This is a genomic window from Streptomyces sp. NPDC046716, from assembly GCF_040645755.1.
Taxonomy (GTDB): domain Bacteria; phylum Actinomycetota; class Actinomycetes; order Streptomycetales; family Streptomycetaceae; genus Streptomyces.
Genome location: NZ_JBEYYU010000024.1, coordinates 52,740 through 68,823, shown reverse-complemented (window position 1 = coordinate 68,823; position 16,084 = coordinate 52,740). Strand labels below are relative to the sequence as shown.

13 protein-coding genes are annotated in these 16,084 nt (G+C 72.2%); 3 read left to right on the top strand and 10 right to left on the bottom strand.

Annotated elements, in window-relative coordinates; genetic code table 11:
* Positions 1–18: 18 nt before the first annotated feature.
* From ABZ930_RS19595 to ABZ930_RS19570, 6 genes are all read right to left on the bottom strand, one after another.
* Positions 19–1,905, bottom strand: coding sequence for a family 20 glycosylhydrolase (locus ABZ930_RS19595; RefSeq protein ID WP_361549314.1), 1,887 nt, complete (start codon positions 1,903–1,905; stop codon positions 19–21).
* 204 nt (positions 1,906–2,109) lie between these two features.
* Positions 2,110–2,283: a hypothetical protein gene (locus ABZ930_RS19590; RefSeq protein ID WP_361549312.1), complete on the bottom strand. Its 174-nt coding sequence runs from the start codon at positions 2,281–2,283 to the stop codon at positions 2,110–2,112.
* Between the two features lie 353 nt (positions 2,284–2,636).
* Positions 2,637–3,416, bottom strand: coding sequence for a DUF4142 domain-containing protein (locus ABZ930_RS19585; protein WP_361549310.1), 780 nt, complete (start codon positions 3,414–3,416; stop codon positions 2,637–2,639).
* 87 nt (positions 3,417–3,503) lie between these two features.
* On the bottom strand, positions 3,504–4,385 hold the full coding sequence (locus ABZ930_RS19580) for a cytochrome c biogenesis CcdA family protein (protein WP_361549308.1): 882 nt from the start codon (positions 4,383–4,385) through the stop codon (positions 3,504–3,506).
* Positions 4,382–5,116, bottom strand: coding sequence for a DsbA family protein (locus ABZ930_RS19575; protein WP_361549306.1), 735 nt, complete (start codon positions 5,114–5,116; stop codon positions 4,382–4,384). Before ABZ930_RS19575 ends, ABZ930_RS19580 begins: the two co-directional genes overlap by 4 nt.
* A 60-nt stretch (positions 5,117–5,176) precedes the next feature.
* Positions 5,177–5,530: a hypothetical protein gene (locus ABZ930_RS19570; RefSeq protein ID WP_361549304.1), complete on the bottom strand. Its 354-nt coding sequence runs from the start codon at positions 5,528–5,530 to the stop codon at positions 5,177–5,179.
* Between the two features lie 133 nt (positions 5,531–5,663).
* Between ABZ930_RS19570 and ABZ930_RS19565 the strand changes: the two genes are divergently transcribed.
* Positions 5,664–6,242 (top strand): HD domain-containing protein, encoded by a 579-nt coding sequence (locus ABZ930_RS19565; RefSeq protein ID WP_361549302.1) that lies wholly within the window; start codon positions 5,664–5,666, stop codon positions 6,240–6,242.
* A 92-nt stretch (positions 6,243–6,334) separates the two neighbouring features.
* On the top strand, positions 6,335–7,156 hold the full coding sequence (locus tag ABZ930_RS19560) for an SDR family oxidoreductase (protein WP_361549300.1): 822 nt from the start codon (positions 6,335–6,337) through the stop codon (positions 7,154–7,156).
* On the opposite strand, the gene ABZ930_RS19555 is transcribed toward ABZ930_RS19560, so the two are convergent.
* Entirely contained in the window at positions 7,135–8,634 is a 1,500-nt protein-coding gene (locus ABZ930_RS19555) for an SDR family NAD(P)-dependent oxidoreductase (protein WP_361549298.1), read from the bottom strand. The two genes, ABZ930_RS19560 and ABZ930_RS19555, sit on opposite strands and share 22 nt — an antisense overlap.
* 174 nt (positions 8,635–8,808) lie before the next feature.
* Between ABZ930_RS19555 and ABZ930_RS19550 the strand changes: the two genes are divergently transcribed.
* Positions 8,809–9,621, top strand: a complete 813-nt coding sequence (locus ABZ930_RS19550; protein ID WP_361549296.1) for an NAD(P)-binding domain-containing protein — start codon at positions 8,809–8,811, stop codon at positions 9,619–9,621.
* 7 nt (positions 9,622–9,628) lie between these two features.
* On the opposite strand, the gene ABZ930_RS19545 is transcribed toward ABZ930_RS19550, so the two are convergent.
* The 3 genes from ABZ930_RS19545 to ABZ930_RS19535 all read right to left on the bottom strand — a co-directional run bounded on the left by ABZ930_RS19545 (position 9,629) and on the right by ABZ930_RS19535 (position 16,044).
* On the bottom strand, positions 9,629–11,020 hold the full coding sequence (locus ABZ930_RS19545; protein WP_361549294.1) for a wax ester/triacylglycerol synthase family O-acyltransferase: 1,392 nt from the start codon (positions 11,018–11,020) through the stop codon (positions 9,629–9,631).
* A gap of 192 nt (positions 11,021–11,212) precedes the next feature.
* Positions 11,213–13,579: a GH92 family glycosyl hydrolase gene (locus ABZ930_RS19540; RefSeq protein ID WP_361549292.1), complete on the bottom strand. Its 2,367-nt coding sequence runs from the start codon at positions 13,577–13,579 to the stop codon at positions 11,213–11,215.
* Between the two features lie 62 nt (positions 13,580–13,641).
* A complete protein-coding gene (locus tag ABZ930_RS19535) occupies positions 13,642–16,044 on the bottom strand; it encodes an RICIN domain-containing protein (RefSeq protein WP_361549290.1) in 2,403 nt (800 codons plus the stop codon).
* Positions 16,045–16,084 lie beyond the last annotated feature (40 nt).

The following is a 16,084-nucleotide window of genomic DNA, read 5'->3' as shown; positions in this document are numbered from 1 at the left end:
ACGTGGGGGTCCTTTCCGTCAGGAGCGGGTCAACTTCCATACGGCCGGGGCCTGCTGGTCGGCCGGGTACTGGACGAGCGAGCCGTCGGCGGTGACGTGGACGGCCATCTGGGTGAGGGCGTTCGTGAGCCGGTAGCCGCCGGCCGCCCGGGTGAGCGTCCAGCGCTGGAGGGTGTTCTCGGCGTCGCAGGTCTCCCGGGTGACGGCGGAGCCCGGCTCGAGCGGCAGATTGTGGGTGAGCTTTCCGCTGCGGGTCTCCAGGCAGGCGCCGGTCGCGTCGGTCAGGGTGACGTAGCCGTCGGCGGTGCGGGTGACCTCGATGCCCCGTTCCGTGGTGCGGTGCCGGGTGTCGGTGAGCGTGTAGGTGCCGTCGGCCACCGGTACGCGCGTGAGGTCGCGCCATCCCGGTGCGTGGGCCACGGCTCGGGCCCGTGCGGTGAAGTCGGCGTAGGTGGCGTCGGGGTGCGGGGTTCCCCAGGTCGCCTGGGCGATGTGGGCGAGGGGCAGTTCGGCGGTGGCCGCGACCTGGTTCTCGGTCTCGGCGGCCGCGTAGTCCGGCCACAGGCTGATCTTGGCGCCGGTGATGCCCTTGGCGGAGGTGAGCTTCTCGCCCTCGAAGCTGCGCGGGTCCCACTGCTCGTCGTACAGCTTCTCGGTGTCGCTGTGGAAGCCGCCGCGCACGAGGTAGAGGGAGTAGGCGGCGTTCATCACGGGGTAGCCCCGCGCGATGAGCTCGCTGGGCTTCACCTTCACGCCCAGCCAGTGCTCGACCGTCGTGCCGGGGGCGACGGGGACGGTGTTGTCGCCGGTCAGTCCGTCGTTCCAGATGCGCAGCCGCTTGCCCTTGCGCGCCGCGTACGCCTCGACCCGGTTGACGAAGTCGATGAAGGCGTCCTGGGGCGTCGCGTTCTCGCCGTACTTGGCCTTCGCGTACTCCAGGATGTGCGGGTACTTGGCGAAGTCGGAGCCCAGCATGTATTCGTCGGCTCCCATGTGCCACCACTTGGCGGGGAACACGTCGCCGTACTCGTCGATGAGGCTCGTGTAGTAGTCGAAGGCCTCGGGTGCGGTGATGTCGAGCCGTGAGGGCTGCGCCTGGCCGTCGGCGTCGACGAGTTGCAGGTCGGGGCGGTTCTCGATCCAGGGGTCGATGTGGCCGGGCGAGTTGATCTCCGGGACGATCGTGACGTGGTACTTCTCGCCGAGCGCGACGAGCCGCCGGATCTCGCTCCTGGTGTAGTAGCCCCAGGAGTTGGCCTCCGGGTGGGCGTCGCTCTTCACCTTGAGTTCGAGGAGGAGCTGGTTGAGCTTGTGGTATGCCATGTCGCGGACCAGGTTCTCCAGCCAGTCCGTGGAGATGTGCACGTAGCAGGCGCAGACACCGACGCCGCGCTCCTGGTAGCGGGGCACGTCGACGGTGCGTCCCGCGGGGACGCTGTCGCCGCGGGCGAGGAGCTGGAGGAGGGTGCGGGTGCCGTAGAAGGCGCCGGTCTCGGCGGCGCCGGTGATCCGCAGCCGCTTCCCGGCGGTCAGCTCGTAGCCCTCGCCGCCCAGCCGGCCCCGCTCGCCGGACGCGACGTCGACAACGATGTCTCCGGTGCGGGAGGGGCCGCCGACCACCGGCACGACGCCGTTGCCCGCGGCCCGCAGATCGTCCGCCAGGGTGCGGGCGACGCGCCGGGACGCGGCATCGGTGGCGACGAGGCGGGTGTCGTCGCCGTAGGTGTAACTCCCCTCCCCCGGCGTCCAGTCGGTGAGGGCCGGCACGGTGGCGGGGGCGGCGGCCGCCTCGTCGGCGGCCCGGGCCAGCGGGGCCGGCGCGGCGAGGAGCAGCAGGGCCGCGGCGGCGCCGACGATCCGGTGTCCGCGCCGCCGCGACGGGTTGAGCGCACTCGATTCGGTCATGACATCGGATGCTTCAACCTAGACATGGACGTGTCAATGGAGCAGCGTCCATGACTACTTGGACATCTGTGAGAACTTCATGACGACCGACCCGGAATCCCTCCGATGAATGGCTTCCGGCCGGGACGCAGAAAACCCGTTCGCCCGCACCCCTCGTCATCGAGGGGTGCGGGCGACGGGCTCAGGGCGGCGCTACCCCGAAGTTCAGTCGACGCTGGGCAGGATGTGCGGCTCCGCGAGGTCGTCCTCGTAGCCGGCCAGCCGGATGGGCGCCGAGCGGGCCCAGACGTCCAGGCTGCCGAGCTTCTCCGGCCTGCGGCCGACGCGCTCCGTGCGGTCCTTCGGGCGTTGCTCTCGATCGGTCTTCTCTGGTGTCACCGCGCACTCCTTGTGTGTCGGGTAACCCGCTCCGGCGTGACCGGCCGACGTCTCGCGGACACCGGACGCCCGATCGGGTGTGAGTAGAGGGCCAGTTCGGGCGCGGTGGCGCCGGTTGCGCTGGTGGGATCGGCCGTGGTGACCGGCCTCTCCCCGGACGGAACCATGGGTACGGGTGGGACCCACGTGCGGTAACCGTCCGGCTACAGACTAACCAAATGAGCGGGGGTCCGCTCGATGGGGCTGGATTCTGTCGTCCCCTCGGGGGTCGACAGGTGTTCATTCAGCCACGCCGGTCCGTTTCCGCGCGACCGGATTTGGCTCCGGCCGCCCTCCGGCCCGGGGCGCACGGGTCAGGAGGTGGGGGCGGGGCGGTCGGTGTTGATCGTGCGGCCCTCGTCCTCCGTCGGCTCGGCCGACGGGCGCGAGGTCGCGTCCGGCGAGCCGGTGGGGAGAGCGGGGTCCGGGGTGTCCGGGGCCCGGCCGTTCGGCGGGGGCGGACCGGTCGGACTGGCGGTCGCGCCGTTCGCCGCTTCATTGGCGATCGCGTCGAAGTCCACGTCACCGGTGTTCTCCAGCATCGTGATGTGGTCGAGCACGGTCTGGTTGGCGTCCGTGGCCAGTTCCCGCACCAGTGAGTTGCGGGTGGTGTGGCGGATCTGGGCCAGCAGCGCGAAGACCTTCCCGTGCGCGTCCCGCAGCAGATTGGCGAACTTCCGCTCATAGTCCTTGCCGCTCGCCGCCGTCAGCTCGTCCAGCCAGCCCTGCTGCTGCGCGTTGGGCTGGCTCGGCAGTTCCACGCCCAGCTTCGCGGCGACGGAGCGCACCCGCTGGTCGAGGTCGGTGTGTCCGACGACGAGGTGGTCGCCCGCGTCCCTGATCGCCTTCGTCGGCGCCCGCTCCATGGCCTGCTGACCGGCCGGGATCTCCCACAGCCCGGCGAGTCTGACGCGCACGACGAAGTCCCGGTCGCTCGCCGACAGCGGACCCCACTGGGTGGCCACGGTGGCGGCGTTCAGGTTCGCCTGCCCGGTTCCCGACCGGCTCGCGTACGACCAGATCGGGAACGCCAGGGCACCGACGGTGGCGACCAGGGCGGCGAGGATGAGAGCGGTGCCGTTGACGCGGCGCAAGCGGGCCTCCCGGGGACCGAGCCCGGCTCGCCCGGACGGCGAGCCGGTTGGTGACACGGGAAGATACGCGCGCGACGGACCCAGTGTTCAGTTCCCCGCGGGATTTACCGGGTTCGCGGGGTGCGCGGGGTCGTCCTCGCCCACCGTGCTCGGTCGGCCCCGGCCCCAGGCCCGTACGACGAGGACGATCCCCACCAGGGCGACGACGGCCGCGAGCAGCACGCCGTCGGGGACGTGGGAGCCGACGTCGCGCGCCCACTGCTCGGCGGCGAACGAGCCGTCCACGTCGAGCAGTCCGGGCAGCGCGGTCGTCCCGTCGAAGACGAGGAAGAGCGTGCCGAGGACGATGAAGAACAGCCCCGAGGCGAGGGTGGTGCTGTGCGTCTCGAAGCGGCCGACACGGACCGGCCGCCCGCGCAGCAGGCGCCGCCGCCCCAGGTCCCAGCGCTGCCACAGCAGCGCGAGCAGGAACAGCGGTACCGCCATGCCCAGCGCGTAGACGGCGAGCAGCAGTCCGCCGTACACCGGGTGTCCGCCGAGCGCGGCCACGGTCAGGACGCTGCCGAGGATCGGGCCCGCGCAGAATCCGGCGAGGCCGTAGACGGCGCCGAGCGCGTACGTGGACAGGATCCCGGTCGGGCGGATGCGGCCGGACAGTTCGCTCATCCGGCGCGAGGCGAAGCCGCGTCCGGCGATCTGGAGCACCCCGAGCGCGATGATCAGCCAGCCGCCTGCGGAGACGAGCAGGTCCCGGTTGCCGTAGAAGAACCGTCCCGCGTACGAGCCCGCAGCCCCCAGCGGGACGAGCGTGGTGGCGAGCCCGAGATAGAAGATGCCGGTGCGGGCGACGAGGCGGGTGGGGCTGTCGATGGAGTAGGCGAAGAAGGCGGGCAGCAGCAGCGCGCTGCACGGGCTGAGCAGGGCGAGCAGTCCGCCGAGGAACGCCGCGAGGTAGCCGATGTCGCTCATCGCGCGGCCTGGGCCTTCGCCGTCTCGATGGCCTGCTCGAACACGGCGTCGGGCTGGGCCCCGGCGATGGGCTGCCCGTTGACGAGGAAGGACGGGGTCGAGGTGGCGCCGAGACCGTACGCCTCGGCCTGGTCCTCCTTCACCGCGGCGCGGGCCGCCGCGCCGTCGCGGTCGGTGCGGAACCGGCCGAGATCCTTCACCCCTGCCTCGCGGGCGAGCGCGTCGAGCCGGTCGGCGCCGAACCCCTTCTCCTTGGCGCCGTCGGCGTAGGCGGCGCGGTGGAACTGCCAGAAGCGGCCCTGCTGGCCGGCCGCCCAGGCGGCCCGCGCGGCGGCCTCGGACTCGGTGCCGAAAATGGGGAAGTTGCGCCATTCGATGCGCAGGACGCCCGCGTCGACGTACTTCTTCACGAGGGCGGGTTCGGTGTCGCGGGCGAACTTGCCGCAGTAGCCGCACTTGAAGTCGGCGTACTCGATGAGGACGACGGGCGCGTCGGCCCTGCCCTGCGCGAGACGGTCGTCGGCGTCGCGCCGGGCGAGCTTCACCGATCGCGCCGTGGCCTCGTCGGGCTGCTGACCCGCGGCGGCCTCCTGCCGGGAGGTGTCCGTGCGGGGTTCCGGGCGGGTCGCGGTGTACGACACCGTGCCGAGCAGCGCCGCGGCCACCGCGACGGCGGCGACGAGAGCGAGGGGGCGGGCCTTGGAGGAGGAGGTGTTCGGGGTTTTCGGCATGCCGAAGTCGTCCTTGCGTGAAAGGGGATCGGAAGCTGACACGGGGCGGAACCGGGTCTGCTACACGCGCAGGACGGAGAGTTCGACCGGAGACGGCGGGTCGTGCGGGGGCGGACCGCGGCCCGCCGGGACGGTGGGCGCGATGCCTTCGAGGACGGCCGCCTCGCCGCACCCGTGGGCGTACGCGAGCGGGGCGAGCAGTTCGTGCGCGGACGTGCCGCGCGAGGGCACGCCCTGGCGGCTGTCGGGAGCGTGCGGCTGTTCGGGGGCGCAGCCCGGCCCGACGGGAACGGCCCGCTCGACCGCCGTCGTCACCGGCGCGTACGCCGCCGCCGCGCTGCCGGTGCCCTGCGCGCAGCCCAGCAGAGCGACCAGGAGGGTCACCAGGAGGGCGGGGACGGCGAGTCGGGGCACGCGCCAATTCTGCCTCACGACACCCGCCGTCCCTGACCGGGTACGAGCGTTAACGTCCCGTTGACCGCTCGGTCAGCTCCGCATGGTCTGCTTCCGGACAAGCCTCGGAAGGTGTTCGGGAGGAGAGTCGTCCATGGACCGGGTCATTCTGCGCACCGTCGACGAGCTGATGGCGGCGCTGCACGCCTGCCGGGGTGCGTGGGACACCCCCGACCGCAGCGGCGATCCCGTCGATCTGCACGACCACGCCCTGCAGACGGCGGCGCTGCTGCGCCGCTCCCACCCCAGCGACAAGGAGTTGCAGGTGGCGGGCCTGGTCCACGACCTGGGTCATCTGCTGCGCCCCGGTGACGACGCGGGCCACGCGGAGACCGCGGCGGACGCGGTGCGCGAGCTGCTGGGCGCCAGGGTCGCGCACCTGATACGGCTCCATGTCCCGGCCAAGCGGTACCTGGCCGCGATCGAGCCGTCCCGTGCCCTGTCGGCCCAGAGCGCGCTGACGCTGGACGCGCAGGGCGGCCCGATGACACCGGCCGAGGTCGCGGCGTTCGAGGCGGATCCGCACGGGTCGGACGCGGTGGACCTGCGTCAGGCGGACGACGCGGGCAAGGTGGTCGGCCTGGACGCGGGCGTGCTGGAGGACTGGCGCCCGCTGCTGACCCTGGTGGCGGAGCAGCACCGGAGGGAGCCCGCGCAACTGCGCGCCCGCTGACCCGACGGCCCACGGAAACGCCACCAACCATCCACGACCACCGCACGCCTGACGGATCGTCACGCAGGCTGCGGCCATGAGACCGTACGCGCATGACGTCGCAGCGCTCCCTGACAGGCCGGGCCGCCGTCGTGACCGGCGCCTCGCGCGGCATCGGCCGGGCGGTCGCCGAGGAACTCGCCCGCGCGGGCGCCCTGTTGTGCGTCACCGCGCGGGATGCCGACGGCGTCCGGGAGACGGTCGCGGCGCTGCGCGCGCAGGGCACGGACGCGATCGGCGCGGCGGGCACGGTCGCCGACCCCGCGCATCTGTGGGAGGTGACGGAGCTGACCATGGCGGCGTTCGGCCGCGTCGACGTCGTGGTGAACAACGCGGCGACGAACCAGCCCTACGGCCCGCTCATGGACGCCGACCCCGACGCCTGGCGGGCCGCCTTCACGGTCAACGTCGAGGCACCTCTGCGGCTGGTGCAGTGCGCCTGGCGGGCCTGGATGAGCGAGCACGGCGGCGCCGTGGTCAACGTGTGCACCGAGGGCGCCACGCACGTCGGCCCGAACGTGGGCGCGTACAACACGAGCAAGGCGGCGCTGCGTCATCTGACCGCTCAACTGGCGGGCGAACTGGGCCCGTCGGTGCGCGTCAACTCCGTCTCCCCCGGCCTGGTCCGCACCGAACTGGCCCGCTTCGTGTGGGAGGGGGCCGAGGAGTCGATCGCCGCGGGGCTGCCCGCCGGCCGGATCGGGGAACCGGCCGACGTGGCCCGCGCGGTGCGCTGGCTGGTCTCCGACGAGGCGGAGTGGATCACGGGCGCCGATCTGCTGGTGGACGGCGGCACGCGCGTCCGGGCGGCCTCAGCGGCCGGGGACGCGCATGCCGTGCAGCGGCGGCTGCGTCACCACTTCCCGGGCGCGTAGTCCTTCAGGAAGACGCCGTACACGTCGTCGCCGGCCTCGCCGCGCACCACCGGGTCGTAGACGCGGGCGGCGCCGTCGACCAGGTCGAGCGGGGCGTGGAAGCCCTCCTCGGCGAGGCGCAGCTTGTCGTAGTGCGGGCGCTCGTCGGTGATCCAGCCGGTGTCGACGGACGTCATGAGGATGCCGTCGGTCTGGAACATCTCCTGGGCGCTGGTGCGCGTCACCATGTTCATCGCGGCCTTGGCCGCGTTGGTGTTCGGGTGGCCGGCGCCCTTGTAGCCGCGGCCGAAGACGCCCTCCATCGCCGAGACGTTGACGACGTAGGCGCGGCCGCTCTTCGCGTTCTTCGCGGCCTCGGCCATGGAGGCGCGGAGCTTGCTGATGAGGATGAACGGCGCGGTGTAGTTGCACAGCTGGGTCTCGAGGAGCTCCACCGGGGAGATCTGCTCGATGCTCTGCACCCAGGTGTTGCTGTCGACGACGTCGGGCACCAGGCCGCCCGCGTCGATGGCGGTGCCGTCGAGGTGCCGCTCCACGCTGGCGTTGCCCGCGACGAGCGCCAGGTCGGCGACCTTCTGCGCGTCCATGCCGCCCGTGCCGATGGGCAGCGCGGCGATGCCGTCGACCGCGCCCGAGTTGAACGCGCCGATGACGGAGTACGGGGGCAGTTCGCCGGCGGGCAGCGGCGCGCTCTCGCCGTCGACCAGGGCGGCGTACGCGGACGGGAGGCGGCGCACGGTCTGCGTCGCGTTGTTGATCAGGATGTCGAGCGGGCCCGCCTCGGCGACCCGGTCGGCCAGCGAGACGGCCTGCGCCGGGTCGCGCAGGTCGATGCCGACGACCTCCAGGCGGTGGATCCAGTCGGCGGAGTCCTCCATCGCCGTGAAGCGGCGGATGGCGTCCTTCGGGAAGCGGGTCGTGACCGTGGTGTGGGCGCCGTCGCGCAGCAGCCGCAGCGCGATGTACATGCCGATCTTGGCGCGGCCGCCGGTGAGCAGGGCGCGCTTGCCGGTCAGGTCGGCGCGGACGTCGCGCTTGTCCCGGTTCAGCCGGGCGCAGTCGGCGCAGAGCTGGTGGTAGAAGTAGTCGACCTCCACGTACCGGGTCTTGCAGGTGTAGCAGGAGCGCGGGCGCTGCAGTATCCCCGCGATCCGGCCCGCCTCGGTGACCGACGACGGGAGCAGGCCCTCGGTCTCGTCGTCGATGCGCTGCGCGGAGCCGGTCGCGGTCGACTCGGTGACGGCCTTGTCGTGGGCGGTCTTGGCGGCGCGGCGCTCCTGGCGGCGGCGCTGCTTCACCGTCCGGTAGATGCCGGCGGTGGCGCGCCGGACCTCGATCGCGTGGGGGTGGTCCACGTCGATCTTGTCGAGCTCCGCCAGGACCGCGAGGCAGACGGCGAGACGCTCGGGGTCGATGCCGGGACCGTACGCGATCTCGTCGTCGGCCTCCGGGGCCTCATGGTTCTCTGTCACCGTCATCGCCGCTGCCGTTCCTTGGGTCGTCCGCGTCGCGCCCGAACCGCGCTCGCTCACAAAGGCCGAATTTTACGGAGCGGCGGGGCCTGTCTCCAAACCCGATACGTTCGCCGTCCCCGGCGAGTGGCCGTTGTCACTCCTCGAGGACCCGTGGACGTCACCAGGAGAGAACTCTCTGTGGAACGGATAGGCATCATCGGTGTGGGCGAACTCGGCCGGGCCCTCGTGACCGGCTTGTGCGAGGACGTCGCTGCTCCCCCGGACGTGTTCCTGTCCCCACGCGGCGCCGGGGCGGCCGCCGAGCTGTCGTCGCGCTTCGCGACCGTCCGGGTCTGCGCCGACAACCAGGAGGTCGCGGACCGGTCCTCGACGCTGATCATCGCGGTCCGCCCGCAGGACCGCGCCGAGGCACTCGCCGGGCTCCGGTTCGGCGGGGACGGCGGGGACGGCGGGGGCAGCGGGGACAAGGTCGTGGTCAGCGCCATGGCGGGCGTCGCCGTCGACGAGGTACGCGGGCTCCTGCGCACGGCGGCGCCCGTGGTGCGCGCGATCCCGCTGCCCGCCGTGCGCGAGCGCGGCGCCGTCACCGTGACCTGCCCGGGACACCCCGCCGTCGACGGCCTCTTCGACCGGCTCGGCGGGGCGCTGCCCGTCCCGGACGAGGCGACGCTCGACGTGTTCCAGACGCTGACGTCCACGCTGACCACGCACTACTGGTACCTGGCGACGCTGACCTCCTGGGCCGCCCGGCAGGGGGTCGCGCCCGAGGACGCCGACCGCTACGTCCGGGGCCTGTTCGGGGCCGTCGGACGTTCGCTGGGTGACGGCGCGCGCTCGGTGCAGCAGCTCGCGGGCGACCACGAGACCCCGAGGGGGACGAACGAACGCATCCGCACCACCTGGTTCACCCCGGACAACGCCGAGGCCCTGACGCGGGCGCTCGACGGCCTGCTGAAGGATCTCGGGCGACCGGGCGTCGACCCCGGCTAGAGCCCGGCTAGAGCCCGGCCGGGGCCTGGCTCCGGGGCGCGCAGGCGGCGAGCAGTTCCGTCAGCTCGTCGCCCGTCGCGCGGGCCAGCGTCTCCAGGTCGGGCACCGCCTCGGCGTCGGCGACCAGGCCGAAATGGACCTGTCCGCGGTACGTCGACACGGCGACGGCGAGCGACTGGCCCTGCGCGAGCGGGGCGAGCGGGAAGACCTCGGTGAGCGGGCAGCCGCCGAGGGTCAGGCCGAGGCTGGGCAGCGGGACGCTGGTGACCATGAGGTCGAAGAGCAGGCGGGCGTTGCGGCCGACGAGCGCGCCGCCGAGCCGGTGGCCGAGCGGCGGCACGTGGTCGGCGAGCAGGGCCACGGCTCCGGCGCCGCGGTGCGGGCCGCGGTCCTTGTGCCGGTCCATCGCCGCGCGCACCGTCCGCAGGCGCTCCATCGGGTCGTGCTCGGCGACGGGCAGGCGCACGAGGTAGCCGGAGAGCCGGTTGCCCTGGGGGTGGGCGGTGCGCGGGCGGCGGCGCGAGACGGGGATCAGGGCGCGCGGTTCGACGCCCTCGCTGCCGTCGCCGCGCTCGTCGAGCCAGCGCCGGACGGCTCCGGCGACGACCGCGATCAGGACGTCGTTGACGGTGCCGCCGGCGGTCTTGCGGATCCGGTGGACGTCGTCGAGGTCGAGGACGACGCCCGCGGTGCGGCGGGTGCCGGTGGCCTCGGCGGCGAGCGCGGGCGAGGTCCGCACGCCCCAGGTGGCCCGCGCCACGGAGGCGCCGATCGAGACGGCCTGCGTGGTGGCGCCGGCCACGGCGCGGACGTGCCCCGGGTAGCGGCGCGGGTCGAGATCGCCGAGGGTGATGTCGCGCAGGCCGGGGAACGGCAGGCGCAGGCCGCGGCGCGGCGCGGGCTCCGGCCTCGCGGTGCGGGAGACGGGCAGGTCGACGGGGTCCATGACGGCGGCGGCGAGCGTGAGGGCGCGCAGCCCGTCGGCCAGGGCGTGGTGGAACTTGAACAGCACGGCGAAGGAGCGGCCGTCCGCCGCCGGCAGCACGTGCGCCTCCCAGGGCGGCCTGCCGCGGTCGAGCGGACGCTCCATGAGGGCGCCCGCGGCGGCGTGGAAGTCGGTGACCGGCTCGGCGATCCGCACATGGTCCAGCGGGTCGAAGTCGGCGACGGGCACCCGGGCCGCGCCGCCCACCGGGACGAGCACCCCGGCGATCCGCATGCGCAGGCCGGGCACGGCGGGTGCGCGGGTGGCCAGCAGTTCCCGGGCGTGCTGGGCGGCGCCCGGCGCGTCGGCCTCGAACACCCCCAGGGCGCCCAGGTGCATGGGGTGCTCGGCGGTTTCGATGTTCCAGAAGGCAAGGTCGAGGGGGGCGAGCAGGTCCGGGCTCTTCGCAGTCATGGAGTGCTCTCGCGTCGACGACGGGGGAACGGGCAACGAGGAGACGCAGTCAACAACCCACAGTCGATTACGGTCAAGTACGATCTAGGCACGCACAGTTAACAGCAGATTAAGACCCGCCACGCGCGCATACCGCTGCGCATGGCGGGTCTCGTGTGACGCCTGAGCCGTGTCCGGCCCGTGTCTCCTACGTCACTTCACCACGGGGGGCGCCGCTTCGGCACCGGTCCCCCACGACGACGGCCGAGCGCCGACGGTGAACGACAGCTCGCGCGTGCCGCGCAGGTCCGCGGTGGTCAGGTACGTCTTGCCGTACGCGGCGCCGTCCACCCGCGCCGACTGGATGTAGCGGTCGGTGTCCGAGGTGCCCCCCGCACGGACGGTCAGCCCGCCCTTCGGGTAGTAGCGCCGGTCGAGCGTGAGGTCGACCCGCTCGAAGACGGGCGTCGACAGCCCCCAGGTGTCCGTGCCCGGCTGCACCGGGAAGACCCCGATGGACGAGAGCACGTTCCAGGCGGACATGGTGCCGAGGTCGTCGTTGCCGGTCATGCCCGTCGGCGCGTCGGTGAACAGGGTGAGCGCGGCGTGCACCACGTCCGTCGTCTTCCACGGCTGTCCGGTCGACAGGTACGTGTACGGCGCGATCAGGTCGGGCTCGTTCTGGGGGTTGTACTTGTCGGCGTTGTAGTAGTCGTACGGTCCGTTGACCCACACCTCGCGGGCGGTCTTCGCCGGGTCGGCGACCAGCTGGTCGTAGGCGAAGAACGAGTCGAGGCGCTGGTTCGCCGCGTCCGTGCCGCCGATCAGGCCGACCATGCCGGGCAGGTCCTGCGGGACGAGCCACTGGTACTGCCAGCTCGTGCCCTCGTGGAAGCCCTCGCTCTGGGCGGGGTCGGCCGGGCCGGTGAAGTTCCCGGCCGCGTCGCGCGCCCGGAAGAACCCGGTCGAGCTGTCGAAGATCTTGCGGTAGTTCTGGGCCCGCTCGGCGTACCGCCGCGCGTCGTCCTTGTGGCCCAGCTTCCGGGCCATGCGGCCGAGCATGGCGTCGGAGAGGGCGTACTCCAGGGTGGCCGAGGCGCCGTGGTCGTAGTCGGAGTCGCCCGGCTTCACGTGCGCGCGGTCCTTGATGTACGGGGCGAACCCGTCGGCGAGGTACTCCTTGTTCGCCTCGCGGCCCACCGGCGCGGAGTCGGCCGGCGGCACCCCGTCGGCGTTCTTCTTCAGCGCGCGGTACGCGTCCTCTTCGTGGCCCTTGAGCAGGCCCTGCTCGTAGGCGTTGGTGAGGAACGGGGTGACCGGGTCGCCGGTCATGATGTTCGTCTCGACCGTGCCGTAGCCCCACTTGGGCAGCCAGCCGCTGTCCTTGTCGATCTGGATGACGGACAGCGCCATGTCCCGCGACTCGCGCGGCGCGAGCAGCGACAGGAGCTGCGCCTGGGTGCGGTAGGTGTCCCACAGGGACCAGTTCTGGTAGTACGTGAAGCCCTTGGCCCGGTGGGTCTTCTGGTCCCAGCCGGTGTACCGCCCGTCGACGTCGCTGCCCACGTTCGGCGCGAGGAAGGACCGGTACAGCGACGAGTAGAAGGTCCGCCGCAGAGTGTCACCGCCGCCCTGGGCGCGGACGTCGTCGAGGCGGTCCTCCCAGGCGGCCTGCGCGGCGTCGCGCACCTTGTCGAAGGAACGGCCGCCCTCCGCACGGAGGTTGAGCGCGGCGCCCTTGGCGTCGACGTAGGAGATCGCGGTGGTCGCCTCGACGGTGCGGTCCTTGCCGGTGTCGAAGCGCACATAGGCGCCGTTGCGGTCGGCGTCCGCGGCCGAGGACGTCGAGCCCGCGGTGACGGTGTCGCCCTTCCAGGTGCCGGAGGCCGTGAACGGCCGGTCGAAGCGGGTGAGCGTGTAGACGGTGTACTGCTTGGTGTCCTGGCAGAAGCCGCTGCCGGTGACGGCGGTGCGCACGGTGCGGTTGTCGAGGATCTCGACCTTGGTGTGGGCTGTCTTGTGCAGCGACTGTCCGGCGTTGATGAGGACGTTGGCCTTGTCGGTGTCCGGGAAGGTGTAGCGCTGCACGCCGGTCCGCTTCGTGGCGCTCAGCTCGGCCTCGATGCCGGTCTTCAGGCCCACCTTGTAGTAGCCGGGCGACGCCTTCTCGTCGTCGTGACTGAACTCGGCGGCGTACTTGGCGTAGTCGGTCGACGTGATGTCGCCGGTCGTGGGCAGCACGGGCAGATCGCCGCCGAGGCCGCAGCCGACACCCGAGAGGTGCACGGTGGAGAAGCCGCGGATGTGGTTCTCGGAGTAGTCGTAGCCGGTGTTGTGCCCGGTGTCCGGCGAGAACTGCACCATGCCGAACGGCACGGCGGCGCCCGGGTAGGTGTTGCCCTCGTTCTCGGTCCCGATGAACGGGTTGACCAGATCGGTCAGTCGCCCGGTGCTCCCGGTGGCGGCCTGCGCCGCGGGGGCCGCGAGCCCGGTGCCCAGGAGCACGGCGACGCCGAGCGCCCCCAGGGCGCGGCGGGCCCTCGGCCCTGTCGTGCGCGTTCTCGTCGTACGGCTTCTCATTCTCGGCCTCTCGACAACGTTGTCAGCAAGCGCGGTCATTCTTCGTCGGTGTCGGTGGCCCGTCAAGACGTCAGGCGCCACAGGTGGTCATCCGTCCCGTTGTCGGCGAACTGCACCACTTGTGCACTGTTGTTGGTGGACATCCCGTCGACGCCGAGGACCTTTCCGCTGTGCTCGTTGCGCAGCAGGAACCAGCCGTCACTCCGCTCGACGCGGGTCCACAGCAGGTCGGGACGCCCGCTGCCGGAGTCCTCGAACTGGACGACCCGTGCGCTGTCGGCGGTCGAGCTCCCCTCCACGGCAAGGAACTTCCCGCTCTGGCCGTTGCGGATGCGCAGCCGGCCGTTTCCGGCGTCGAGCAGTTGCCAGGCGTGGTCGCCGGTGCCGGAGTTGTCGAACTGGACGACCCGCGCGTCATTGGCCGTGGACATGGAGTCGACGGCGAGGACCTTGCCGCTGTGCTTGTTCTCGATGCGCCGGTAGGGCGGTTCGGGGGTCCACGGGTGTCCGTCCGGTGCGGCGGTCGGGAAGGACGTGATCCGCAGCCGGGCCGCGCCCATCGGCACGAGCGTCACGGTCTCGACGCCCGCCCGGCTGCGCGCGGGGCTGGGCTGCAAAGGGGCCACCACGTGCTCGTCGTCCGCGATCCACTCGGGCAGGCTCCGCGCCTTGGCCGCCAGAGTGAGCGGGGTGCCGTCCAGGGTGAACGGATTGGCGGGCAGCGGTCCCGACCGGCGGCGCAGCTCCGGTGAACTTCCGGGTACGAGGCCGTAGTTCCAGGCGGAGGCCGCATGCACGTCGTACTCGGGGAAGGTGTCGGTGCCGCCAGTGCGGACGTACTTCTCGGCGATCCGCAGCGAGTAGGTGAGCGGCCCGTGGTCGACGCTGACGCTGTCGTGGTTGCCGCTCCAGGTGCGCAGGGTGGTGCGCTGGGGCAGCCGCAGGGTGACGCGGTCGCCGTTCTTCCAGGTGCGGCGGACCTCGGTGAAGGACGGACCCGAACCGGCTTTGACCGTCTGCCCGTTGACCGCGAGGCGGGGTTTGTCGCACCAGCCGGGGACACGCAGCCGGAGCGGGAACGCGACGGGCCTGTCCACGCTCAGCGTCAGGGTGACGGTCTCGTCGAACGGGTAGTCCGTCTCCTCCCGTACGGTCACGGTCGCCTCACCGATCCGGGTCTTCACCTCGCTCGGGGCGTACAGCGCCGCGGCGAGTCCGCCGTCCGGCGTCGCGAGCCACAGCTCCTCGGTGAAGTACGGCCAGCCCATGCCGTAGTTGTGCGGGCAGCACCGGTACTGGTCGACGCCCGGCAGATACGACTGCATGGCGAAGCCGTTCTGGAACTGCCCGGCCGTCTTGCGGGAGTTGTCGAGGTCGACGCCGTTGGCGCTGGTGACGTAGTGGATGCCCTTGCCCTGCGGATCGAGGGCCGCGGGCAGCATGTTGAAGGCCAGGTCCTCGCAGCGGTCGGCCCACACCGGGTCGCCGGTGATGCGGGTGAGCAGCTCGTGGCTGGCCATGAACTCGACGATGCCGCAGGTCTCGAAGCCCTGCCGCGGGTCGCCGAAGCCGGGCCTGACGTTCTCGTCGCCGGCGATGCCGCCGCCCGGGAACTGCCCGTAGTCGTGCAGGACTTGCTCGTAGGTGCGGTAGGTGGCCCGCACCAGCGCGTCGGCGTCGCCGGCCGCCCACTGGGCGTACTGGGCGGGTTCCCTGAAGCCCTGGGCGATGTTCACGTTGTGCGGGGTGGGCAGGGCTCCGGTCCAGTCGGCGCCGTAGCGGTGCATCTTGTCGACCAGGCTCTCCAGGAACGCGTCGCCCGTGCGCTCGTACAGCCAGCGCGCGGTGTCGATGCCGTCGCCCCAGCGCACGGAGACCCAGCTGGAGTCGAAGGCGCCCTTGCCCTGCGCCTCCATGAAGGTCAGGAAGCGGGTCAGGAACGGCACGATGCGCTCGTCGCGCGTGTACTCCTCGTAGGTGCGCAGCGCCATCAGCAGCGGCAGGAACGGCCAGAAGTCCGGTCCGCCGTTCAGGGAGGTGCGCAGGGCGCGCGGGCCGAAGAAGCCGTCCGCCTCCTGGGTGGCGAGGATGGCGTCGATCCAGCGCTTGCAGGCGGCGAGCGCGTCGGCGTCCCGGGTGGCGATCGCGAGCGGGACGTATCCCCGCAGCCAGTACGGGAGTTCCTCCCATCCGCCGAGTTCGGGATGGACCCAGCCGCAGGTGTCCATGACGAGGAAGTGGGACGTCTCTGCGTAGCGGCCGCACAGTCCGGCGAGCAGGAGCCGCAACTGTTCGGCGAGCCAGCCGTGCGCGGTGATGCTGCCGACGGGCAGGCGGGTGAAGGCGTCGGCGGCCGGGGCGGCGGCCGATGCCGCCCGGGCCGTCACGGCGGACAGGCCGCCGACCGCGGTGGCCGCGGAAACCACCGTCGCGGCCTGCAGCACGCCGCGTCGTGTCACTGTCATGAGTGTGCTCCCACGAGAGAGAGGGGGGCGGGCCCGACGG

Bases quoted from the DNA above. Each gene is read 5' to 3' on its own strand.
- ABZ930_RS19595 (WP_361549314.1), bottom strand. From the start codon at position 1,905: ATGACCGAATCGAGTGCGCTCAACCCGTCGCGGCGGCGCGGACACCGG.
- ABZ930_RS19580 (WP_361549308.1), bottom strand. From the start codon at position 4,385: ATGAGCGACATCGGCTACCTCGCGGCGTTCCTCGGCGGACTGCTCGCC.
- ABZ930_RS19575 (WP_361549306.1), bottom strand. From the start codon at position 5,116: ATGCCGAAAACCCCGAACACCTCCTCCTCCAAGGCCCGCCCCCTCGCT.
- ABZ930_RS19565 (WP_361549302.1), top strand. From the start codon at position 5,664: ATGGACCGGGTCATTCTGCGCACCGTCGACGAGCTGATGGCGGCGCTG.
- ABZ930_RS19560 (WP_361549300.1), top strand. From the start codon at position 6,335: ATGACGTCGCAGCGCTCCCTGACAGGCCGGGCCGCCGTCGTGACCGGC.
- ABZ930_RS19555 (WP_361549298.1), bottom strand. From the start codon at position 8,634: ATGACGGTGACAGAGAACCATGAGGCCCCGGAGGCCGACGACGAGATC.
- ABZ930_RS19545 (WP_361549294.1), bottom strand. From the start codon at position 11,020: ATGACTGCGAAGAGCCCGGACCTGCTCGCCCCCCTCGACCTTGCCTTC.
- ABZ930_RS19540 (WP_361549292.1), bottom strand. From the start codon at position 13,579: ATGAGAAGCCGTACGACGAGAACGCGCACGACAGGGCCGAGGGCCCGC.
- ABZ930_RS19535 (WP_361549290.1), bottom strand. From the start codon at position 16,044: ATGACAGTGACACGACGCGGCGTGCTGCAGGCCGCGACGGTGGTTTCC.